This window comes from Nocardia nepalensis (assembly GCF_048910785.1).
GTDB lineage: Bacteria > Actinomycetota > Actinomycetes > Mycobacteriales > Mycobacteriaceae > Nocardia > Nocardia nepalensis.
In genome coordinates, this window is the sequence record NZ_JBKBET010000020.1 from 1,023,590 (window position 1) to 1,040,238 (window position 16,649).

17 protein-coding genes are annotated in these 16,649 nt (G+C 66.5%); 6 read left to right on the top strand and 11 right to left on the bottom strand.

Annotation, left to right across the window (positions count from 1 at the left end):
- Positions 1-12: 12 nt before the first annotated feature.
- Positions 13-1,272 carry a molybdotransferase-like divisome protein Glp gene (glp, locus tag ACHQ4I_RS15920; RefSeq protein WP_420772476.1) on the bottom strand — a complete coding sequence of 420 codons (1,260 nt, stop codon included), beginning with the start codon at positions 1,270-1,272 and terminating at the stop codon, positions 13-15.
- A gap of 206 nt (positions 1,273-1,478) precedes the next feature.
- A complete protein-coding gene (locus tag ACHQ4I_RS15925) occupies positions 1,479-2,435 on the bottom strand; it encodes a UTP--glucose-1-phosphate uridylyltransferase (RefSeq protein WP_420772477.1) in 957 nt (318 codons plus the stop codon).
- 86 nt (positions 2,436-2,521) lie between these two features.
- On the opposite strand from ACHQ4I_RS15925, the gene ACHQ4I_RS15930 reads away from it, so the two are divergent.
- The 4 genes from ACHQ4I_RS15930 to mscL all read left to right on the top strand — a co-directional run bounded on the left by ACHQ4I_RS15930 (position 2,522) and on the right by mscL (position 4,832).
- Positions 2,522-3,109: a 5-formyltetrahydrofolate cyclo-ligase gene (locus ACHQ4I_RS15930; RefSeq protein ID WP_420772722.1), complete on the top strand. Its 588-nt coding sequence runs from the start codon at positions 2,522-2,524 to the stop codon at positions 3,107-3,109.
- A 69-nt stretch (positions 3,110-3,178) separates the two neighbouring features.
- A complete protein-coding gene (locus tag ACHQ4I_RS15935) occupies positions 3,179-3,475 on the top strand; it encodes an FmdB family zinc ribbon protein (protein ID WP_420772478.1) in 297 nt (98 codons plus the stop codon).
- Between the two features lie 153 nt (positions 3,476-3,628).
- Positions 3,629-4,318, top strand: a complete 690-nt coding sequence (locus tag ACHQ4I_RS15940; RefSeq protein ID WP_420772479.1) for an SAF domain-containing protein — start codon at positions 3,629-3,631, stop codon at positions 4,316-4,318.
- Between the two features lie 109 nt (positions 4,319-4,427).
- Positions 4,428-4,832 carry a large conductance mechanosensitive channel protein MscL gene (gene mscL / locus ACHQ4I_RS15945; protein WP_420772480.1) on the top strand — a complete coding sequence of 135 codons (405 nt, stop codon included), beginning with the start codon at positions 4,428-4,430 and terminating at the stop codon, positions 4,830-4,832.
- 134 nt (positions 4,833-4,966) lie between these two features.
- Here the strand turns inward: mscL and ACHQ4I_RS15950 are convergent, their stop codons facing one another.
- The 9 genes from ACHQ4I_RS15950 to ACHQ4I_RS15990 all read right to left on the bottom strand — a co-directional run bounded on the left by ACHQ4I_RS15950 (position 4,967) and on the right by ACHQ4I_RS15990 (position 13,049).
- Positions 4,967-5,638 carry an MspA family porin gene (locus ACHQ4I_RS15950; protein ID WP_420772481.1) on the bottom strand — a complete coding sequence of 224 codons (672 nt, stop codon included), beginning with the start codon at positions 5,636-5,638 and terminating at the stop codon, positions 4,967-4,969.
- A gap of 76 nt (positions 5,639-5,714) precedes the next feature.
- A complete protein-coding gene (locus tag ACHQ4I_RS15955) occupies positions 5,715-6,389 on the bottom strand; it encodes an MspA family porin (RefSeq protein ID WP_420772482.1) in 675 nt (224 codons plus the stop codon).
- A gap of 309 nt (positions 6,390-6,698) precedes the next feature.
- Positions 6,699-7,370, bottom strand: a complete 672-nt coding sequence (locus ACHQ4I_RS15960) for an MspA family porin (protein ID WP_420772483.1) — start codon at positions 7,368-7,370, stop codon at positions 6,699-6,701.
- 63 nt (positions 7,371-7,433) lie between these two features.
- Entirely contained in the window at positions 7,434-8,102 is a 669-nt protein-coding gene (locus ACHQ4I_RS15965) for an MspA family porin (RefSeq protein ID WP_420772484.1), read from the bottom strand.
- Positions 8,103-8,609: 507 nt separating this feature from the next.
- The gene (locus ACHQ4I_RS15970; RefSeq protein ID WP_420772723.1) at positions 8,610-8,798 is read right to left on the bottom strand and encodes a hypothetical protein; all 189 of its coding nucleotides are present in this window, start codon (positions 8,796-8,798) and stop codon (positions 8,610-8,612) included.
- Complete coding sequence (locus ACHQ4I_RS15975) at positions 8,798-9,292, bottom strand: MogA/MoaB family molybdenum cofactor biosynthesis protein (protein ID WP_420772485.1); 495 nt, start codon at positions 9,290-9,292, stop codon at positions 8,798-8,800. The genes ACHQ4I_RS15970 and ACHQ4I_RS15975 overlap by 1 nt, the downstream gene beginning before the upstream one ends.
- Positions 9,293-9,372: 80 nt before the next feature.
- Positions 9,373-10,803: a S1C family serine protease gene (locus ACHQ4I_RS15980; RefSeq protein ID WP_420772486.1), complete on the bottom strand. Its 1,431-nt coding sequence runs from the start codon at positions 10,801-10,803 to the stop codon at positions 9,373-9,375.
- A gap of 70 nt (positions 10,804-10,873) precedes the next feature.
- Positions 10,874-12,355, bottom strand: a complete 1,482-nt coding sequence (locus tag ACHQ4I_RS15985; protein ID WP_420772487.1) for a HAMP domain-containing sensor histidine kinase — start codon at positions 12,353-12,355, stop codon at positions 10,874-10,876.
- Between the two features lie 7 nt (positions 12,356-12,362).
- Positions 12,363-13,049, bottom strand: a complete 687-nt coding sequence (locus tag ACHQ4I_RS15990; protein WP_420772488.1) for a response regulator transcription factor — start codon at positions 13,047-13,049, stop codon at positions 12,363-12,365.
- A 348-nt stretch (positions 13,050-13,397) separates the two neighbouring features.
- On the opposite strand from ACHQ4I_RS15990, the gene ACHQ4I_RS15995 reads away from it, so the two are divergent.
- Both ACHQ4I_RS15995 and ACHQ4I_RS16000 read left to right on the top strand, forming a co-directional pair.
- Entirely contained in the window at positions 13,398-16,244 is a 2,847-nt protein-coding gene (locus ACHQ4I_RS15995; protein WP_420772489.1) for a sensor histidine kinase, read from the top strand.
- A complete protein-coding gene (locus ACHQ4I_RS16000) occupies positions 16,241-16,648 on the top strand; it encodes a roadblock/LC7 domain-containing protein (protein WP_420772490.1) in 408 nt (135 codons plus the stop codon). Before ACHQ4I_RS15995 ends, ACHQ4I_RS16000 begins: the two co-directional genes overlap by 4 nt.
- The last annotated feature ends 1 nt before the right edge of the window (position 16,649 follow it).

Consider the following 16,649-nt stretch of genomic DNA (forward strand, 5'->3'; position numbering starts at 1 on the left):
CGTCTCCACGCCTCAGCCGCGCTGTGCGAGAAATGCGACGCGGACCTCGTCACCGGTTCTGATCTCGGTGTCGTCCGGGTCGATCACGATCAGACTGTTCGCCTCGGCCAGCGTGGCGAGCAGATGCGACGAGCCGCCCGTGCCGCCGCCGAGCGGCTGCACGAGGTAGTCGCCGGTGGCCTCATCGCGCATGAGTTGCGCGCGCAGATAGCCCTTGCGCCCGGCCATCGAGCTGATCGGCGTGATCGTCCTGGCCCGGATGATCCGGCGCATCGGATGTCTGCGCCCCAACGCTATTCGAATCAGCGGACGCACCATGACCTCGAAAACCACCAGTGCGCCAACGGGATTCGACGGCAGTAGGAACGTCGGCACCTCGTCGCGCCCGAGTCGGCCGAAACCCTGTACTGAGCCGGGATGCATGGCCACCCGGGCGATTTCGAGTTCGCCGAGGCCCTCGAGCGCCTCGCGCACCTGCTCCGAGGCCCATCCGCCGATGGCGCCCGCGATCACCACGACCTCGGAGCGAACCAGCTGTCCCTCGACCACATCACGCAGCCGCCGCGGATCCGAACTCACGATGCCGACCCGGTTCACATCGGCGCCCGCGTCGCGCGCGGCGGCGGCCAGCGCGTAGGAGTTCACGTCGTAGACCTGTCCGGGTCCCGGTGTGCGATCGATATCGATCAGCTCGCCGCCCACCGAGATCACCGATAACCGCGGCCGCGGATGTACCAGCACCTTGTCCTGACCGACCGCGGCCAGCAGACCCACCTGCGCCGGGCCGATGATGGTGCCCGCGCGCACCGCGACATCGCCGGGCTGCACATCGTCGCCGATGCGCCGGACATAGTCGCCGGATCGCACCGGTTCGTACACCTTGATCCTGGCCCGGCCACCATCGGTGAAATCCAAGGGCAGCACGGCATCCGCCAGCGTCGGCAGCGGCGCACCGGTGTCGACCCGCACGGTCTGGCGCGGCTGCAGGCGGATCGGCTGTTTGGAACCGGCGACCACCTCGCCGACCACCGGCAGCGTCAGATCGACCAGTTCGTCGTCCTCGTTGCGGATATCGGTACCGGCGGCGGCGACATCGACACTGCGTACCGCATAGCCGTCGATGGCGGCCTGATCGAATCCGGGCAGCGGCCGCTCGGTGACGACATCCTCGGCACACAGCAGGCCCTGGGCCTCGGAGATCGCGACCCGGACCGGCCGGGGCGCGACCGCCGCAGCTGTCACCTTGATCTGCTGATCCTCAACCGAGCGCATCCAGCCCTTCCTGATCTCTTCGCACCGATCCGATTCCGCGACCGCGCAACCGAACCCGCACGCGACGGCTCTGCCCGATCCGCGGTGCTTCCCGGGGCTCTACGTGGTTACGCAAGCTACCGCCTCCGAGCCCGTCGCTCACACCGTTGTGAACCATCATTCGTACCCGACGGTCCACTATCGGCGAAACCCGACGCCCGCCCCTATCAGTCGTAGGTCGTCAGCTGAGGGTCCCAGTCCGAACTGAGTCGATGCTGCAGCCACTCCCGCAGGGCGGGGCCGTATTCCTCTCGTTCCAAAGCGAAATCGACCGCAGCACGAAGATAGCCGCCCGGGTTGCCCAAATCGTGGCGCGACCCACGGTGGACCACCACATGGACCGGATGGCCCTCCTCGATGAGCAGTGCGATCGCGTCGGTGAGCTGTAGCTCGCCGCCCGCGCCGGGTTCGATGCGGCGCAGCGCGTCGAAGATGGCGCGGTCCAACAGGTATCGACCCGCGGCCGCGTAGGTCGACGGCGCCTCGGCCAGTGCCGGCTTCTCCACCATTCCGTTGACCCGCAGCACATTCGGGTTCACCGCATCGGGCACCGGCGCGACGTCGAAGACACCGTAGGCGCTGACCTCGTCCTTGGGAACGTCGATGGCGCACAGCACAGTTCCGCCGCGCTTGCGCCGGACCCGGCTCATCACATCGAGCACCCCGCACGGCAACACCAGATCGTCGGGCAGCAGCACCGCGATGGCGTCCTCGTCGTCATCGAGGACGCTCTCGGCCTGTGCGACGGCGTGCCCGAGGCCGAGCGGCTCCTCCTGGACCACCGAGGTGACATCCAGCAGCGCGGGCGCCTTGCGCACCTTCTCCAGCAGATGGAACTTGCCGCGCTCGGCGAGCGTGCTCTCCAGCACCAGATCCTCGACGAAGTGCGCGACCACGCCGTCCTTACCCGGCGAGGTCACGATGACCAGCCGCTCGGCACCGGAATCGGCGGCCTCCGTCGCGACCAGCTCGATACCGGGAGTGTCCACCACCGGCAGCAGCTCCTTGGGCACCGTCTTGGTCGCGGGCAGGAACCGCGTCCCGAGTCCGGCCGCAGGCACGACGGCCGTGCGGAAACACGCCACGACCGCGCCATTCGCGGATTGTCCTGCCTTTGCTGTCATGCACCTACCCTATCCATCCATCACCGGCCCGAAGCGGCCGTAACGCCGACTCGGGTCCCGGTGAGCTTAAGGTGATCACTGTGGAGATGCCCGTCGAGCGTGACAAACATGCCTGGCGGACGGAAATTAAGGCTCGACGGGCCGCGATGTCCGGCGCCGAGCATGAAGCCGAAGCACGTGAGCTGGCCCACAATGCCGCCGCGCTGGACCTCCCCGAATGGGTGTGCGCGTACGTCCCGGTCCGCGGGGAACCCGGGTCGCTGGACCTGCTGGCGGCTTTGCGCGCGGCCGGTGCGCGGGTGCTGCTGCCGGTCACCGGACCGCCGGGACCGCTGCGATGGGCCGAATTCACCGGCGCGAATGCCTTGCGGCGCGCCAGGTTCGGGCTGCTGGAGCCGGCGGGCGAGGTACTGGCCGACGCGATCACGCTGGCGGAGCTGATCCTGGTCCCGGCGCTGGCGGTGGACCGCCGCGGCGTCCGGCTCGGCCGGGGCGCCGGGTATTACGACCGGACCCTTGGCGCGGCCCGGGCGTCGGCGCGGTTGATCGCGGTCGTTCGCGACGACGAACTGCTCGATCGGCTGCCCGAGGAACCGCACGATCTGCGCATGGGCTGGGCCCTCACACCGCACGGCGGCCTGCAACGTTTGGGCGGCGATCGGGATGCGGAATGAAATGCCGATTGGCGGTGTTGGCACTGTCGGCTGTAGAGTGCCAGATTGACGAACCCTGCGGAGGATCCAGTGCCAACTTATTCATATGCGTGCACCCAGTGTGACAACCGCTTCGACATCGTTCAGTCCTTTACCGATGAGGCGCTGAGCGTCTGCGCGGAGTGCTCCGGGAAGCTGCGCAAGCTGTTCAACTCGGTCGGCATCGTGTTCAAGGGCAGCGGTTTCTACCGCACCGACAGCCGCGGCGGCGCGTCGACGGCGAGCGAGCCCGCCAAGTCGGACAGCGGCTCCAGCAGCTCCGCGTCGAGTTCGGATTCCGGATCGTCCAGCAGCTCCCCCGCCGCTAGCACGGCCGTCGCCAGCTGAGTTTCACCTGGTAAAAGCAGCCCTGTACTTACCCACCCCGGCCGGCTCCGCCGGCCTGCCATCCCCCAGGGGAGTTATCCCCAGGGCTGTTGTTATCCACAGACGCCGCTTTTCTCGGGCGAGTCGCTGTGATTGTGGCCATAGGCTCCGGACATGGCTCCCCTCCCGCTGGGCAAGACCCGATTCTTCGCCGAACTCGGCCGTGGCGACTCCCTGCGCTTCGCGATCGGGAACCGACCGCCGTGGGCGGACGGTCTGCTCGCCCGGCGCCTACTCGCGGCGGCACTCACCGCACTCGCGGTCATCCTCTTCCTGCGCGGCGATCCAGGTAGCGAACGCACCGACGTCGTGGTCGCCGGACGCGATCTGTCGCCTGGTCACCTGCTCGAGGCCGCCGATCTGCGCTCGACACCGCACGAATCCGCCACGCTGCCCGCCGGCGCGGTCGACGATATCGCCATCCTGGTCGGCGCCACGCTGACCGGCGCCATGCGCACCGGCGAGGTGTTCACCGATCTGCGCGTCGTCGGGCCCCGGCTGGCGGCGGCCGCCACCGGCGCCCATGATGCCCGCATCGTGCCCATCCGGCTGGCCGATACCGCGGTCGCGGAGATCCTGCGCGCGGGCGACCGGGTGGACGTCGTGGCGGCGGAGGAGCAGAGCGGTCAGAGCACCCGGCCCGCCCGGCTGCTCGCACTCGATGCCGCGGTCGTCCTGGTGTCCGGCCCGGGTGACCGGCGCGGCGCGCCCGAGCGAGTCGTGCTGGTCGCGATGGATGCCGAACACGCCACCGTGGTGGCCGCCGCTTCGCTACGCACCGCCCTAACCGTCGTCTTTCATTGACGATTGTTGCCGAGCATTTGCCATCAAGATCAACTAGCATCGGTCGATACGGCATCCCGAACCGCCGAGCACAACGAGTCAGCTCCCACCCGAAGAGGAGATATCGGCAATGCTCAAGGGTTTCAAGGAATTCCTACTCCGCGGAAACGTCGTCGACCTGGCAGTAGCCGTGGTGATCGGTACCGCGTTCGTCGCGATCATCACCGCGGTCACCAATGGCATCGTCAATCCGATACTCGCCGTCTTCGGCAAGCCGGATGAGTTCGGCCTCGGTTTCCGGTTGGTTGCCGATAAGCCGGCGACCTTCGTGCAGGTCGGTCCGATCATCACCGCGGTCGTCAACTTCGTGCTCATCGCCACAGTGCTGTACTTCGTGCTGGTGCTGCCCGCACTGCGCGTGAAGAAGCGGTTCAGCGCCAAGGACACCACCCTCACCGATTCCGAGGTGCTGGTCGAGATCCGCGACCTGCTCGCCGACAGCCAGCGCAGCGCGGGTGGACGACACGAGTTCTGACCGAATTCCCCTGCGCTCGAAACGCAAACCGAATTCGCCGCTGCCGCAATCACTTACGGTAATTCGCTTGCGCCACAACGCAAACGGGCCCGCCGCACCGCGACGGGCCCGTTCACTTATCGGAGCAGAAATGCTCAGCCTAGGCTGAACGGCTGGCCCCACAACGTCGTCCAGGTGATGACATTGTCGGTCTCCACCTCGACGCTGACGAACGCGCGCGCCTGCGCATAGCCACCGCAGCCGCTCAGGCCGATCGTCTCGTCGGACCAGGTGACCGAACCGCTGCCGTTCTTGAACTTATTGCGCTTCTTGTGCGCCTCGTTGCCGAAGTCGTCGGCCTGCTCGAGATCGAGCACGTAGAACGACTTCGCCTGTCCGGGACCGAGACTCAGGTTGGCACCGCTGGTGGCGCCGACCTTCGGCTTGACGTTCTGACCGTCGCTCCAGTCGAGACCGCCGGTGACGCCGCCTTCCGCGCCGCCGCCGTCGATATTCACCTGGCAGGCAACGACATAGCCCGGGAAGATCGCACCGTTCCAGCCATCGGTCACCTCGACCTGCGCACTACCGGACACCCAGGCATTGCGGTGCACCGGCGTCGCGCCCATGGACGGACTGATATTGGCCGATTCGCCGACCAGCCGGATCGTGAGAACCGTGCCGTCGGACAGCGTCTTGACGATTTGTCCGCCCGGCAGCGGAATGAAGGTGTCGGCATTGGCCGCACCGGTGGACAGCAGGCCGAGTGCCATGGCGGCGGCGCCGCCGAGCCCGGCCGCACGTGCCAGATATTTACGATCGATCATGATGGTTACTACCCCTAGCGGATTGAGTTCGATGAGTTCGATTCGGCGAGTAGAGATTTGACAGATCCCACCGCGGTCAGCCGATGCTGAACGGCGCTCCGTAAAGGGTGACCTTGGAGTAGTTGTTGCCGATGATCTCGACAACGGTGTAGGAACGCGCCTGGGCATAACCCGCGCAGCCCTGGATCTGGATCTCCGCATCCTGGTACTCGACCGAGTAGACACCCGGCTTCAGGATGTCCTTGTAATCGATCTGAACGAACTTGACCTCGCCCGGGCCGAGATTGAGGCCGATCGAACCACCGAGCGAACCGCCCGAGAGGTTGATGCCACCGGAAACGCCCGCCGAGATCGCGTTATCGGCGATGCTCACCTGACATCCGACGATATAGCCGGTGCTCAGCTGCGAAGCGCCGTGCGTCGAGGAGTTATTGGTACCCGGCGCTCCGGAAGCGCCGTTACTCGGACCGACAGTGCCCTCGGGCGTGACGGACACATCGGCGATCGCGTTGCCCGAGACCCACACGACTCGGCCCGCACCATTCGCGGCCAAGGATGGCGAAATCAAGGCGTGCTCACCCGTCCGGCTGACGGTCACACCCGGGCCCAGCTTCTGGCCGTCCGGCAACGGCACAAAGACATCGGCGTTCGCGGCGCCGGTCGAAAGCAGGCCCATTCCCACAGCGGCGGCGACACCGGCGCCCGCGATGCGGACACCTCGACGCAGACCGCTGATGCGGTTCTTGCTCATACTTCCCCTCATCAGGTTCTAGCGGACGACCTCGGGGTACCGAGGTCGAAGACCCTTTCATGCGGATACCGCGCGATGGAAATACCTTGGCCATCAAGCGGATTGCCCGCAATCTCGTCGGTGGACGATCTTGGGTGCGCCCAATGTTAGTGGTTTCCACCGAATTCCTGTGAGATTTCGCACATGTTACCGTTCGATCCGCTACGATCTGCGAATTCTGGTGGGCACCAAGGGGTTTCACAACGAAACGGGCCCGCCGCGAATGCGGCGAGCCCGTTTGCGTATTTCAGGGTGCGATGCCCCTGCCGATCAGCCGAGGCTGAACGGCTGGCCCCACAGGGTGGTCCAGGTGATGACGTTATCGGTCTCCACCTCGACGCTGACGAAGGCACGAGCCTGGGCGTAACCGGCGCAGCCGGACAGACCGATGGTCTCGTCGGCCCAGGTGACCGAGCCGCTGCCGTTCTTGAACTTGTTGCGCTTCTTGTGCGCCTCATTGCCGAAGTCGTCGGCCTGCTCGAGATCGAGCACGTAGAACGACTGCGACTGGCCGGGGCCGAGGGTGAGGTTGCCACCACTGGTCGCGCCGATGCCCGGCTTGATGCTCTGCCCGTCGCTCCAGTCGGCGGTACCTTCGACGCCACCGGTGGCGCCACCACCGGCGATGTTCACCTGGCAGCCGACGGTGTAGCCCGGGAAGATCGAGCCGCCGCCGTCACCGGACACCGAAACCTGAGCGCTACCCGACACCCACGCGTTGCGGTGCAGCGGGGTGGAGCCCATGGACGGGTTGATGTTGGCGGATTCGCCGGTCAGGCTGATGGTGACGACGGTTCCGTCGGACAGCGTCTTGGTGATCGAGCCACCCGGCAGCGGAACGAAGGTATCGGCGTTGGCGGCGCCGGTGGAGAACAGGCCAAGGGCGACGGTGGCAGCGGCGCCGACACCGGCCACCCGTGCCACGTTCTTACGGTTGATCATGCTTTTATCCCTCGAGGGTTGATTCGCTTGTGCGAGAAGAGTGTTCGTTGGATTCGACCGACATCAGCCGATGCTGAACGGCTGCCCGTAGAGGGTGGTCTTCGAGTAGTGGTCACCGATGATCTCGACGACGGTGTAGGAACGCGCCTGGGCGTAGCCCGCGCAGCCCTGGATCTCGATCTCGGCATCCTGATACTCGACCGAGTAGACACCGGGCTTCAGGATGTCCTTGTAGTCGATCTGAACGAACTTGACCTCGCCGGGGCCGAGGTTGAGGCCGATCGAACCACCGAGCGAACCGCCCGAGAGGTTGATGCCACCGGAGATACCGGCGGAGATGGCGTCGCTGGCGATGCTGACCTGGCAGCCGACGATGTAGCCGGTGCTCAGCTGCGATGCGCCGTGGGTCGAGGAGTTGTTGGTACCCGGGGCGCCGGAGGCGCCGTTGTTCGGGCCGACCGTGCCTTCCGGCGTGACGGACACATCGGCGATGGCGTTGCCCGAGACCCAGACCACACGGCCGGCACCGTTGGCCGCCAGCGACGGCGAGATCAGGGCGTGTTCACCATTGCGGGTGAGGGTCACGTCGGGTCCAACCTTCTGACCGTCCGGCAACGGCACGAAGGTATCGGCATTGGCAGCACCGGTCGAAAGCAGGCCCAGGGCCACGGCCGCGGCAGCGCCGACGCCCGCGATCCGGGCACCGCGGCGCAGGGTGCGGTTCTCGCTCATACTTCCCCTCATCAGGTTCTAACAGTCAGCCTCGACCATCGAGGCTGGACGGTGGTCCTCTCAGGCCCAGCTCAGTTTGTGCCCCGTTTGTTGCCGATGTGTAACCGGCTGTTATTTCGGCGCAACGTGCGGAGCTGGCATCGGAACCGAGCCAGGTTCCGCCGAGTCGGCAAACGTACGTGCCGTACCCGGGCCCGCGAGGTCCAGCGGCGTGGGTGGCTCGTGGCGAGATTAAACCGTCAGTAACGGTCTGGCAACGTAAGTTTCTGTAAAGATCAATGTGATCTAGATCACACTATCTCAGATGTTTATATTGCTTGACGTGCATAAACGAGAAAGAGGTTCCAGTCGAAGCGGTCCAAAAGATGACACCAGTCACATCAATGCCGAGGGCAACTACGAGACAGGGCCGTACTTAAAGTCGAGGCAAATTTCAGAGTGAGGGATTCGCAATGGACGACGCCGCGACATCGAACGGTGATACGTGGCTAGACCGTAGATGAACAATCAGCCGTGATGTGGCGGGACTTGCGAGCGGAGCCAGTCGTCGGATAACGATCCGGTATCGGCATCCGCACCACGCTCGTCACCGGTCGTCTCCGGGAGAACGTCACCGAAGATTCGTGCCAGACGCGCGGCATCCCTCGCCCGGCGCTGCGCCGGGCGAGGGTCGTCAGAGGAGTTGGTGGCGGTGATTATTCGTCCAATCCGGACAATTCGCCGATCACTCGGCTGGCGAGCGGACCCAGGGTTGCCATCCCGTCGCGGACCGCGGACCGGCTGCCCGGCAGGTTCACCACCAACGTGCTGCCGGAGATACCCGCCAGACCGCGCGAGAGACCGGCGTCGAGCGAGCCGGCGACCCGGCCCGAGGAGCGCAGCGCCTCGCTGATTCCGGTCAGTTCCCGGTCCAGCACCTGCGAGGTGGCCTCCGGCGTGACATCGCGCGGGGACATGCCGGTGCCGCCGACGGAGATGACCAGATCGACGCCGCCGATCACGGCGGTGTTCAGCGCATTGCGGATCTCCACCTCATCGGCCTGTACGGACACCGAAGCGTCCACGAGGAAACCCGCCTCGGTGAGCAGCTCGGTGACCAGGGGCCCGAGCGAGTCCACACCTCCATGCGCCGTTCGATCGTCGACGACCACCACCAGAGCACGCCCCGCCACAGGAGCATCGATTTCCATAGTGGTAACCGTAGCGTCCAGACCGACGAGGTGGGCGTCGGCTCCCGGTCGCGCCGACAATCCGCCGGGCAGTACCCGCATCACCGGCCACCGTCCGCGGCCGCGCCGGACAGGGTCACCTCGACCGTCTTGGGGTTATTGCCCTGTTCATCGGTGTAGGTGATCTTCACCTTGTCTCCTGGTTGGTGCGAGCGGACCGCGGCGATGAGGGCGTCGCCGGAGTCGATGGTCCGGCTGTCCACCTTGGTGATGATGGATCCGGCCGGGATGCCCGCCTTGGCGGCCGGGCCGTCCGGGGTCGCCTCGAGCACCCGGGCGACGCTGTCCTGCGGGCGCAGTTTGATGCCGATCTGGGCGTAGGTGGCGTGGCCGGTCTTGATCAGTTCGTCGGCGACCCGGCGGGCCTGGTCGACCGGAATGGCGAAGCCGAGGCCGATCGAACCGCTCTGCTGACCGGTCGCCTCGCTGCCGCCGAGGCTGGCGATGGCGGTGTTGATGCCGATGAGCTTGCCGTTGCCGTCGACCAGTGCGCCACCGGAATTGCCCGGGTTGATCGCGGCGTCGGTTTGGATCGCGTCGATGACCGGCTGCACCTGGCTCGGTGTGCCCTCACCGTTGGTGGAGACCGGGCGGTTGAGCGCGGAGACGATGCCGGTGGTCACCGTGCCCGCCAGCCCAAGCGGCGAGCCGACCGCGATGACCGGCTGGCCGACCGCGAGATTCGCGGAGGTGCCCAGCTCGATCGGGGTCAATCCGTCCTTGCCCTGGACCTTGATGACGGCCAGATCGGAGACCGGATCGGCGCCGACCAGCGTGGCGGGCGCGGTGCTGCCGTCGGAGAAGGCGACCTCCATCTTGGCGTTGGCGCCACCGCCGGAGGCGACATGGTTATTGGTGAGGATCAGCCCGTCCGAGGACAGCACCACACCGGAGCCCTCGCCCTGGGCGCGATTGCTGGCGACCTTGATCATCACCACGCTCGGCAATACCTTCTGCGCCACTGCCTGGGTGGAACCGGCTGGCGCGTTGGTGACATTGCTGACGTTGGGCTTCGGCGCGTCCAGGGCGTTGGTCACGGTGGCGCGGCCGTCATCGGTGCGGGTGGCCAGCGAGCCGACCACACCGCCGACACCACCGCTGACGAGTGCGAGCGCTACCGCGCCGACAACGAGGCCGGTGCGGACCGGGCGGCGTGCGGGTTCCGGGTACGGTTGCGCGCCGAGTGCGGCGCCCGGATACGGCCCGCCGGGTGGGGCGGGCGGGGCATAGGACGGCTGGGTGAATTCCGGGCCCGCTTCGGGGCCGGGAAAGGGCTGGGTCGGGTTGTGCGACATACGCTGCTGCCAAATCGAGGGATGCTGCGGTGGTTCCTGGGGCACGTATCCGGAGTGCGTGTACGTCTGATCCGGCTGGCCCGGTTGCACTGCCGGGATGTCTTGGGTCGGATGCGGGCCGGCGGCATTGCTGTTATCCGGCTGCGGCGGCAAACCGGCCTTCGAATCCTCGGTCATGTTTCTCGTATCTCCTTAGGTCCTCGACCAGCTTGGCGTCGACGACTGAGAGCGGACTGAGACCGTGCTATCAGTTTTCCGAGATATCGGCGGGCGTACCCGGTACGGGCCCGCCATCACCTTCACCCGGCAACACGATACGGATCAATGCGCCGCCGCGCGGTGACGTATCGATCGTGATGGTGCCGCCGTGCTTGGTCACCACCTGTTTGACGATGGCGAGTCCGAGTCCGGAACCGGGCATCGACCGCGAGGCCGTGGTCCGATAGAACCGCTCGAAGACCAGCTCACGCTCGTTGGACGGAATGCCGGGACCGGCATCGTCGACGGCCAGTTCCAGCAGCCCGCGCCCGGTCTCGCGCATGGTCACCGTCACCTGGGCACCGGCCGGACTCCATTTGGCGGCGTTGTCCAGGACATTGAGAATCGCGCGCTCCAAGCCCGCCTCGTGCCCGTAGACGAACCACGGGCGCAGCTCCGCGACGAATTCGATCGAACCACGGCGGCGCCGGGCGCGCTCCAGCGCCCGCTCGGCCACCTCGCCGAGATCGACTCGGTCGTAGACGGTTTCGGGTGCGTCCTCGCGGGCCAGGTCGACCAGATCGCCGACCAAGGTGGACAGCTCCTCGATCTGGGCCATGACATCCGAGCGCAGTTCGGCCATATCCTGTTCCGGAATCTGCGGCGCGCCAGGACGACTGGAGGCGATCAGCAGTTCCATATTGGTGCGCAAAGATGTCAGCGGCGTTCGCAATTCATGTCCCGCGTCCGCGACCAACCTGCGTTGGCGATCCCGCGATTCGGCGAGTGCGCGCAACATTGTGTTGAAACTCTCGGTAAGCCTTGCGAGTTCATCATCGCCGGTAACCGGAATCGGCGTTAAGTCGTCCGTGCGCGCGACTCGCTCGGTCGCCGCGGTCAGCCGTCCGATCGGGCGCAGGCCGGTGCGACCGACCGCGGTACCGGCGCCCGCAGCCAAGACGACGCCACAACCGCCGACGACGAATAGCAACCAGGCCAGCCGGTCCAACACCTCGCGGGTCGGTTGCAATCGCTGCGAAACGATCAGCGTCGCACCGGAATGGGTCGGCATGGCGAGCACCCGCTGGTTGCTCACGGTGCGCAGGGACGAGGGCAACTCACCGTCCGCGACCGCGAGCTCCTGGGTGCCCACCGGCGGGATCGTTTGCTGCGGTGGCATATACGGCTTGTGGTTGCCGTATATCAGTGCCACGCCCACATCATTGGAGTACAGGCCGGCGATCACGATCGACTGGAACCCCAGGCTGTCGAAGTTGTTATCGATCATCGTTGCCGCGCGCGCCTTCAACTGCGAATCGACATCGTCGTATAACGAGCGCGCCACCATCGCGTATGCCGCAATGGAAACCACCGCGACGGCGACGGCCACCACCGACGCGGCGAGCAGTGTCACCCGCCAGCGCAGCGAGACCGATCTGGTCAGGGGCATGGGCGGGCGCATCTCCGCCGGATCCGGCGGGAGTTGACCGAGCGTGGCGACCACCGGTCGCTTCGGGATCGTGCGTGCCATGACCCGCCTACGGGGGTGTCTCGCGGAGTACGTAGCCGACGCCGCGCACGGTGTGGATGAGCCGGACCTCGCCCTCGGCTTCGGTCTTGCGGCGCAGGTAGCCGATGTAGACCTCGAGCGCGTTGCCGGAGGTCGGGAAGTCGTAGCCCCAGACCTCCTCGAGGATGCGACTGCGGGTCAGCACCCGGCGCGGATTGGCCATCAGCATTTCCAACAGTGAGAACTCGGTGCGGGTGAGGCTGATCGAGCGGTCGGCTCTGGTCACCTCGCGGGTTACCGGATCCAGCGACAGATCGGCGAACGTCATGGTCTCGGAAACCTCGCCGGGATCGGCGGCCCTGCGGCGCAACAACGCGCGCAATCGCGCCAGCAATTCCTCCAGTGCGAATGGTTTCGGCAAATAATCATCGGCACCGGCATCGAGTCCGGCTACCCGTTCCGAAACCGAATCTCGCGCCGTCAAAACCAGAATCGGCAGATCGTCTCCGGTACTACGCAACCGCCGGCAAACTTCGAGCCCATCCATCCGCGGCATCATCACGTCGAGTACGAGTGCGTCCGGTCGCTGCGTGGTTGCCTTCTCCAGCGCGTCCACTCCGTCGACCGCGAGATCGACGGAGTAGCCGTTGAAGGTCAGTGACCGGCGCAGCGATTCCCGGACGGCACGATCGTCGTCGACTACCAGAATGCGCATGTCACCAGTTTGACCGCATCGACTGAGAGCCGACTGAGAGGGCGGCGCCCGACACGCCGTCAGCACACCCACTAGGGACTGGTCGAGTGACCAGCAGGTTTGTGATCACGTACAGATCTCGATCCAAAACGCAACCTTTTTGGACGCTGAAACCCGTTCTGAGTAGCCATATTCGAGCGAATTACAGAGTGGGTGCCCCAGATTGCCGTTGGTCACTCTGCGCGGTATGTTCCCTGCGGTAAAAAGAAGACCTCTAGTTGGTTCTCAGCGGGTTGAATCAAAACCGAACAGCCACGCGCCATCCGGGGGCACTCGTGCAAGCTCGTGAAGCGGAGGCAACGGAAGCGGATGGAAGCTGCACCGCGGTCCTGGCAATTCAGTCTGTCCAACTGGTCGGTCACTCGCAAGGTTGGCATCGTGCTGGTGCTGCCCGTGCTGCTGGCCACCGTCTTCGCCGTCCTGCGCATCAACAACGAACTGCGCACCATGTCACAGTTGGATGCGGCGACCGAACAGGTCATCATCATTCGCCCGATCGTCAAGTTCGGTACGGCCACCGAACAACTCGCGGTCGCGGCAACCTCCTCCTGGGGTAACACCGCCGACCCCGCGACCGACGCGGCGCTGACCAAATTCGACCAAGCGCTCGCCGATCTCGAGGCCGGAATGCACACCACGAAGGTGAGTACCCGGGTCACCTCCGAATTGGCCTCGGCGGTCGCCACCGGCACCACCATGCGCAATAGTCTGCGCAATGGATCGCCGGTGATGGTCGGTGAACAGGCCGACGAGATCGCGGTCCGAATCGGCAACGCGTTCGCCCTCTCCCCCTCGGTCGAGGACCTCGTCATCCAGCGGTACTTCCTGCAGATCGGCGCGCTGCAGAATGCGCGGCGCGTGCTGACCCAGCAGCGCATGATGATCGGCTCCCCCGACGCGGGCCGCAATCCGAGCGTGCGCGCGAAGGTGCTCACCTCGGCGGGCGCCGAGATGACCATGGTCAATACCTACGGCGTCATCCTCCCGGAAAATGCGACCAATATGCGTCCACTGCTCGACGCCGTCGGCATTCGCCTCGGCGCGTTCAGCCAGAACGCGGGTGACCCGACATCGAATCCGGCCGTGCTGGATTCGCTGCAAGTGAGCGCGGACACCTACGAGAAGACCACCAACTCCCTCGCCGACACCATCGACCGGGCGCTGGCGAATCGGACCACCGAGGCGCAGACCGGCGCGCTGCGCGAAACCACGATCGTCATCGGCATGCTGCTCGCCGGTCTGGCCCTGGCCCTCGCCGTCGCGCGCACCCTGGTCGTCCCGGTGCGCAGGCTGCGCCGCGACGCACTCGAGGTCGCGCACGTCAAGCTGCCCGACGAACTCGCCGTGGTGCGCAGCGGTGGCGCCACCCCGGAGATCACCCCGGTCGGCGTGCACACCACCGACGAGGTCGGCCAGCTCGCCCGCGCCGTCGACGAAATCCACGAGCAGGCGCTCAATCTCGCCGCCGATCAGGCCCGACTGCGACTGCAGATCGGGAATATGTTCGAAACCCTTTCCCGTCGTAGCCAGTCCCTCGTCGAGCAGCAGCTGGCGCTGATCGAGGATCTGGAACACGACGAGGACAACGCCGAGCGGCTGCAGAGCCTGTTCCGCCTGGACCACCTCGCCACCCGCATGCGCCGCAACGGCGACAACCTGCTGGTGCTCGCCGGTACCGCGCTGCGCCGCGGCCAGCTGCATCCGGTGCCGCTGTCGGACATGCTCTGGAGTGCGGTCTCCCAGGTGGAGGACTACCAGCGCGTCGAGATCGGCGCGGTGCCCGACGGCATCGTCGCCGGTGAACCCGCGGTCGACATCGAGCATCTGCTCGCCGAGCTCATCGATAACGCGCTGCGCTACTCCCCGCCGACCACACCGGTCGCGGTGATGGTGGCGCGCGCGGTCGACGGCGGCTACCTGATCGAGATCACCGACCGCGGCCTCGGCATGTCGCTCGAGGATCTGCAGCTCACCAACGACCGGCTCGCCTCCGGTGGTGAGGTCACCGTCGAAACCGCCCGCCGCATGGGTCTTTTCGTCGTCGGCCGACTAGCCAAGCGGCACACCATCACGGTGAGCCTGCGCCGCACCTCGACCATGGCGCAGCAGCCCGGCATCACCGCCAGCGTGCACCTGCCCGGCGCGCTGGTCGCCCCGCCGCTCGACGCGACCAATCCGAACCAGCGGGCCATCGAGGCGCCGATCATGGCCGCACTGCCCGCGCCGCAGCAGCAACAGCCACCGCGCACGCTGGTGCCGGTGCCGAGCCTGCCGCAGCGCGAGCCGTCGCGGTTCGCCGTCACCAGTTCCGGTCTGCCGCAACGTCGCCCGGCCATGCGCGTTGCGGACACACCCGACGTATCGGTACCCGGGGACGACCACACCGAAACCTCGGTCGATGTATTCGCAGAGCGTCCGGCCAACGGCCGGGGCGATGGCGACCGGCCGCGCCTCACCCCGTTCGGGTCGCCGAACTCGACGAACGAGCCTGCCACCGGGTCGAATTCGGTGATCGACGTGGAACCGCAGGTGCCCCTCGGCGCCGTCACCGACCTGTGGGCCGAACAACCCGACGAACCCGCCACGACCGGACCGACGCCGACCGTCTCCCGCGAGCCCGCCGAATCGCAGCTCGCTGATTCGCAGTCCGCCGGGGCGCACCTCACCGGTCCGCAGCCCATCACGCCGCAGGCCGTGCGGCCTTCGCTGCCGACCCGAAGGCCCGCCGCCGCACCGGAACCCGCGACGGCGACCTCGACTCGACTACAGCCCGTACCGGCCGAATCCAGCACGACCACCTCGACCCGACTACAACCGGTCCAGGGCGAAACGCCCACCCCGATCTATCAGCGGATGGTCTCAGAGTGGCTGGTCGAGCCCGCGGCGGCGGCGCCATCGCCGTCCGCATGGAGTTCACCCGCCGACGAGGGCTGGACGGCCGCCGAACAGGCCAGCCATCCGACTGCCGAGGCACGCACCGTCGGCGGACTGCCGATCCGACGACCGGGAGCGCAGCTGGTGCCCGGTGGCCTCGCACCGGCGGAAGAACCCGGCGTACGTGATCCGGAGGAGATCCGGAACAACCTGACCAGGCATCTCAGTGGGGTCCGCAGCGGGCGGGCCGAAGCGCAGTACAACGACGGAGGGCTTGTATGACCGACCCCAAAAGCACCACGGACGAGAATCTGAACTGGCTGGTTGCCCGCTTCACCAAGGATGTCCCCGGGGTGTCGCATGCGGTGCTGGTGACGGCGGACGGCCTGCTGCAGGCGACCAGCCCGCACCTACCCGCCGACCGGGCCGAACAGCTTTCCGCGGTCACCGCCGGGCTGGCGAGCCTGGCCACCGGCGCGGCTTCGCTGTTCGACGGCGGCAAGGTGATGCAGTCGATCGTGGAGATGCAGCGCGGCTACCTATTGGTGATGAGCGTCGGCAACGGATCGCATCTGGCCGTGCTCGCCAATAAGTCGCACGATATCGGCCGCATCGGCTACGAAATGGCCCTGCTCGTCGATCGTGTGGGCACGGTGGTCACGGCCACCGCCCGGACAGCCGTCTGAT

Coding starts and splice junctions, on each gene's coding strand:
- ACHQ4I_RS15965 (WP_420772484.1), bottom strand. CDS start 8,102: ATGAGCGAGAACCGCACCCTGCGCCGCGGTGCCCGGATCGCGGGCGTC.
- ACHQ4I_RS15960 (WP_420772483.1), bottom strand. CDS start 7,370: ATGATCAACCGTAAGAACGTGGCACGGGTGGCCGGTGTCGGCGCCGCT.
- ACHQ4I_RS15975 (WP_420772485.1), bottom strand. CDS start 9,292: ATGGAAATCGATGCTCCTGTGGCGGGGCGTGCTCTGGTGGTGGTCGTC.
- ACHQ4I_RS15930 (WP_420772722.1), top strand. CDS start 2,522: ATGCCCGTCGAGCGTGACAAACATGCCTGGCGGACGGAAATTAAGGCT.
- ACHQ4I_RS15990 (WP_420772488.1), bottom strand. CDS start 13,049: ATGCGCATTCTGGTAGTCGACGACGATCGTGCCGTCCGGGAATCGCTG.
- ACHQ4I_RS15980 (WP_420772486.1), bottom strand. CDS start 10,803: ATGACCGAGGATTCGAAGGCCGGTTTGCCGCCGCAGCCGGATAACAGC.
- mscL (WP_420772480.1), top strand. CDS start 4,428: ATGCTCAAGGGTTTCAAGGAATTCCTACTCCGCGGAAACGTCGTCGAC.
- ACHQ4I_RS15940 (WP_420772479.1), top strand. CDS start 3,629: ATGGCTCCCCTCCCGCTGGGCAAGACCCGATTCTTCGCCGAACTCGGC.
- ACHQ4I_RS16000 (WP_420772490.1), top strand. CDS start 16,241: ATGACCGACCCCAAAAGCACCACGGACGAGAATCTGAACTGGCTGGTT.
- ACHQ4I_RS15950 (WP_420772481.1), bottom strand. CDS start 5,638: ATGATCGATCGTAAATATCTGGCACGTGCGGCCGGGCTCGGCGGCGCC.
- ACHQ4I_RS15995 (WP_420772489.1), top strand. CDS start 13,398: ATGGAAGCTGCACCGCGGTCCTGGCAATTCAGTCTGTCCAACTGGTCG.
- ACHQ4I_RS15985 (WP_420772487.1), bottom strand. CDS start 12,355: ATGGCACGCACGATCCCGAAGCGACCGGTGGTCGCCACGCTCGGTCAA.
- ACHQ4I_RS15955 (WP_420772482.1), bottom strand. CDS start 6,389: ATGAGCAAGAACCGCATCAGCGGTCTGCGTCGAGGTGTCCGCATCGCG.
- ACHQ4I_RS15925 (WP_420772477.1), bottom strand. CDS start 2,435: ATGACAGCAAAGGCAGGACAATCCGCGAATGGCGCGGTCGTGGCGTGT.
- glp (WP_420772476.1), bottom strand. CDS start 1,272: ATGCGCTCGGTTGAGGATCAGCAGATCAAGGTGACAGCTGCGGCGGTC.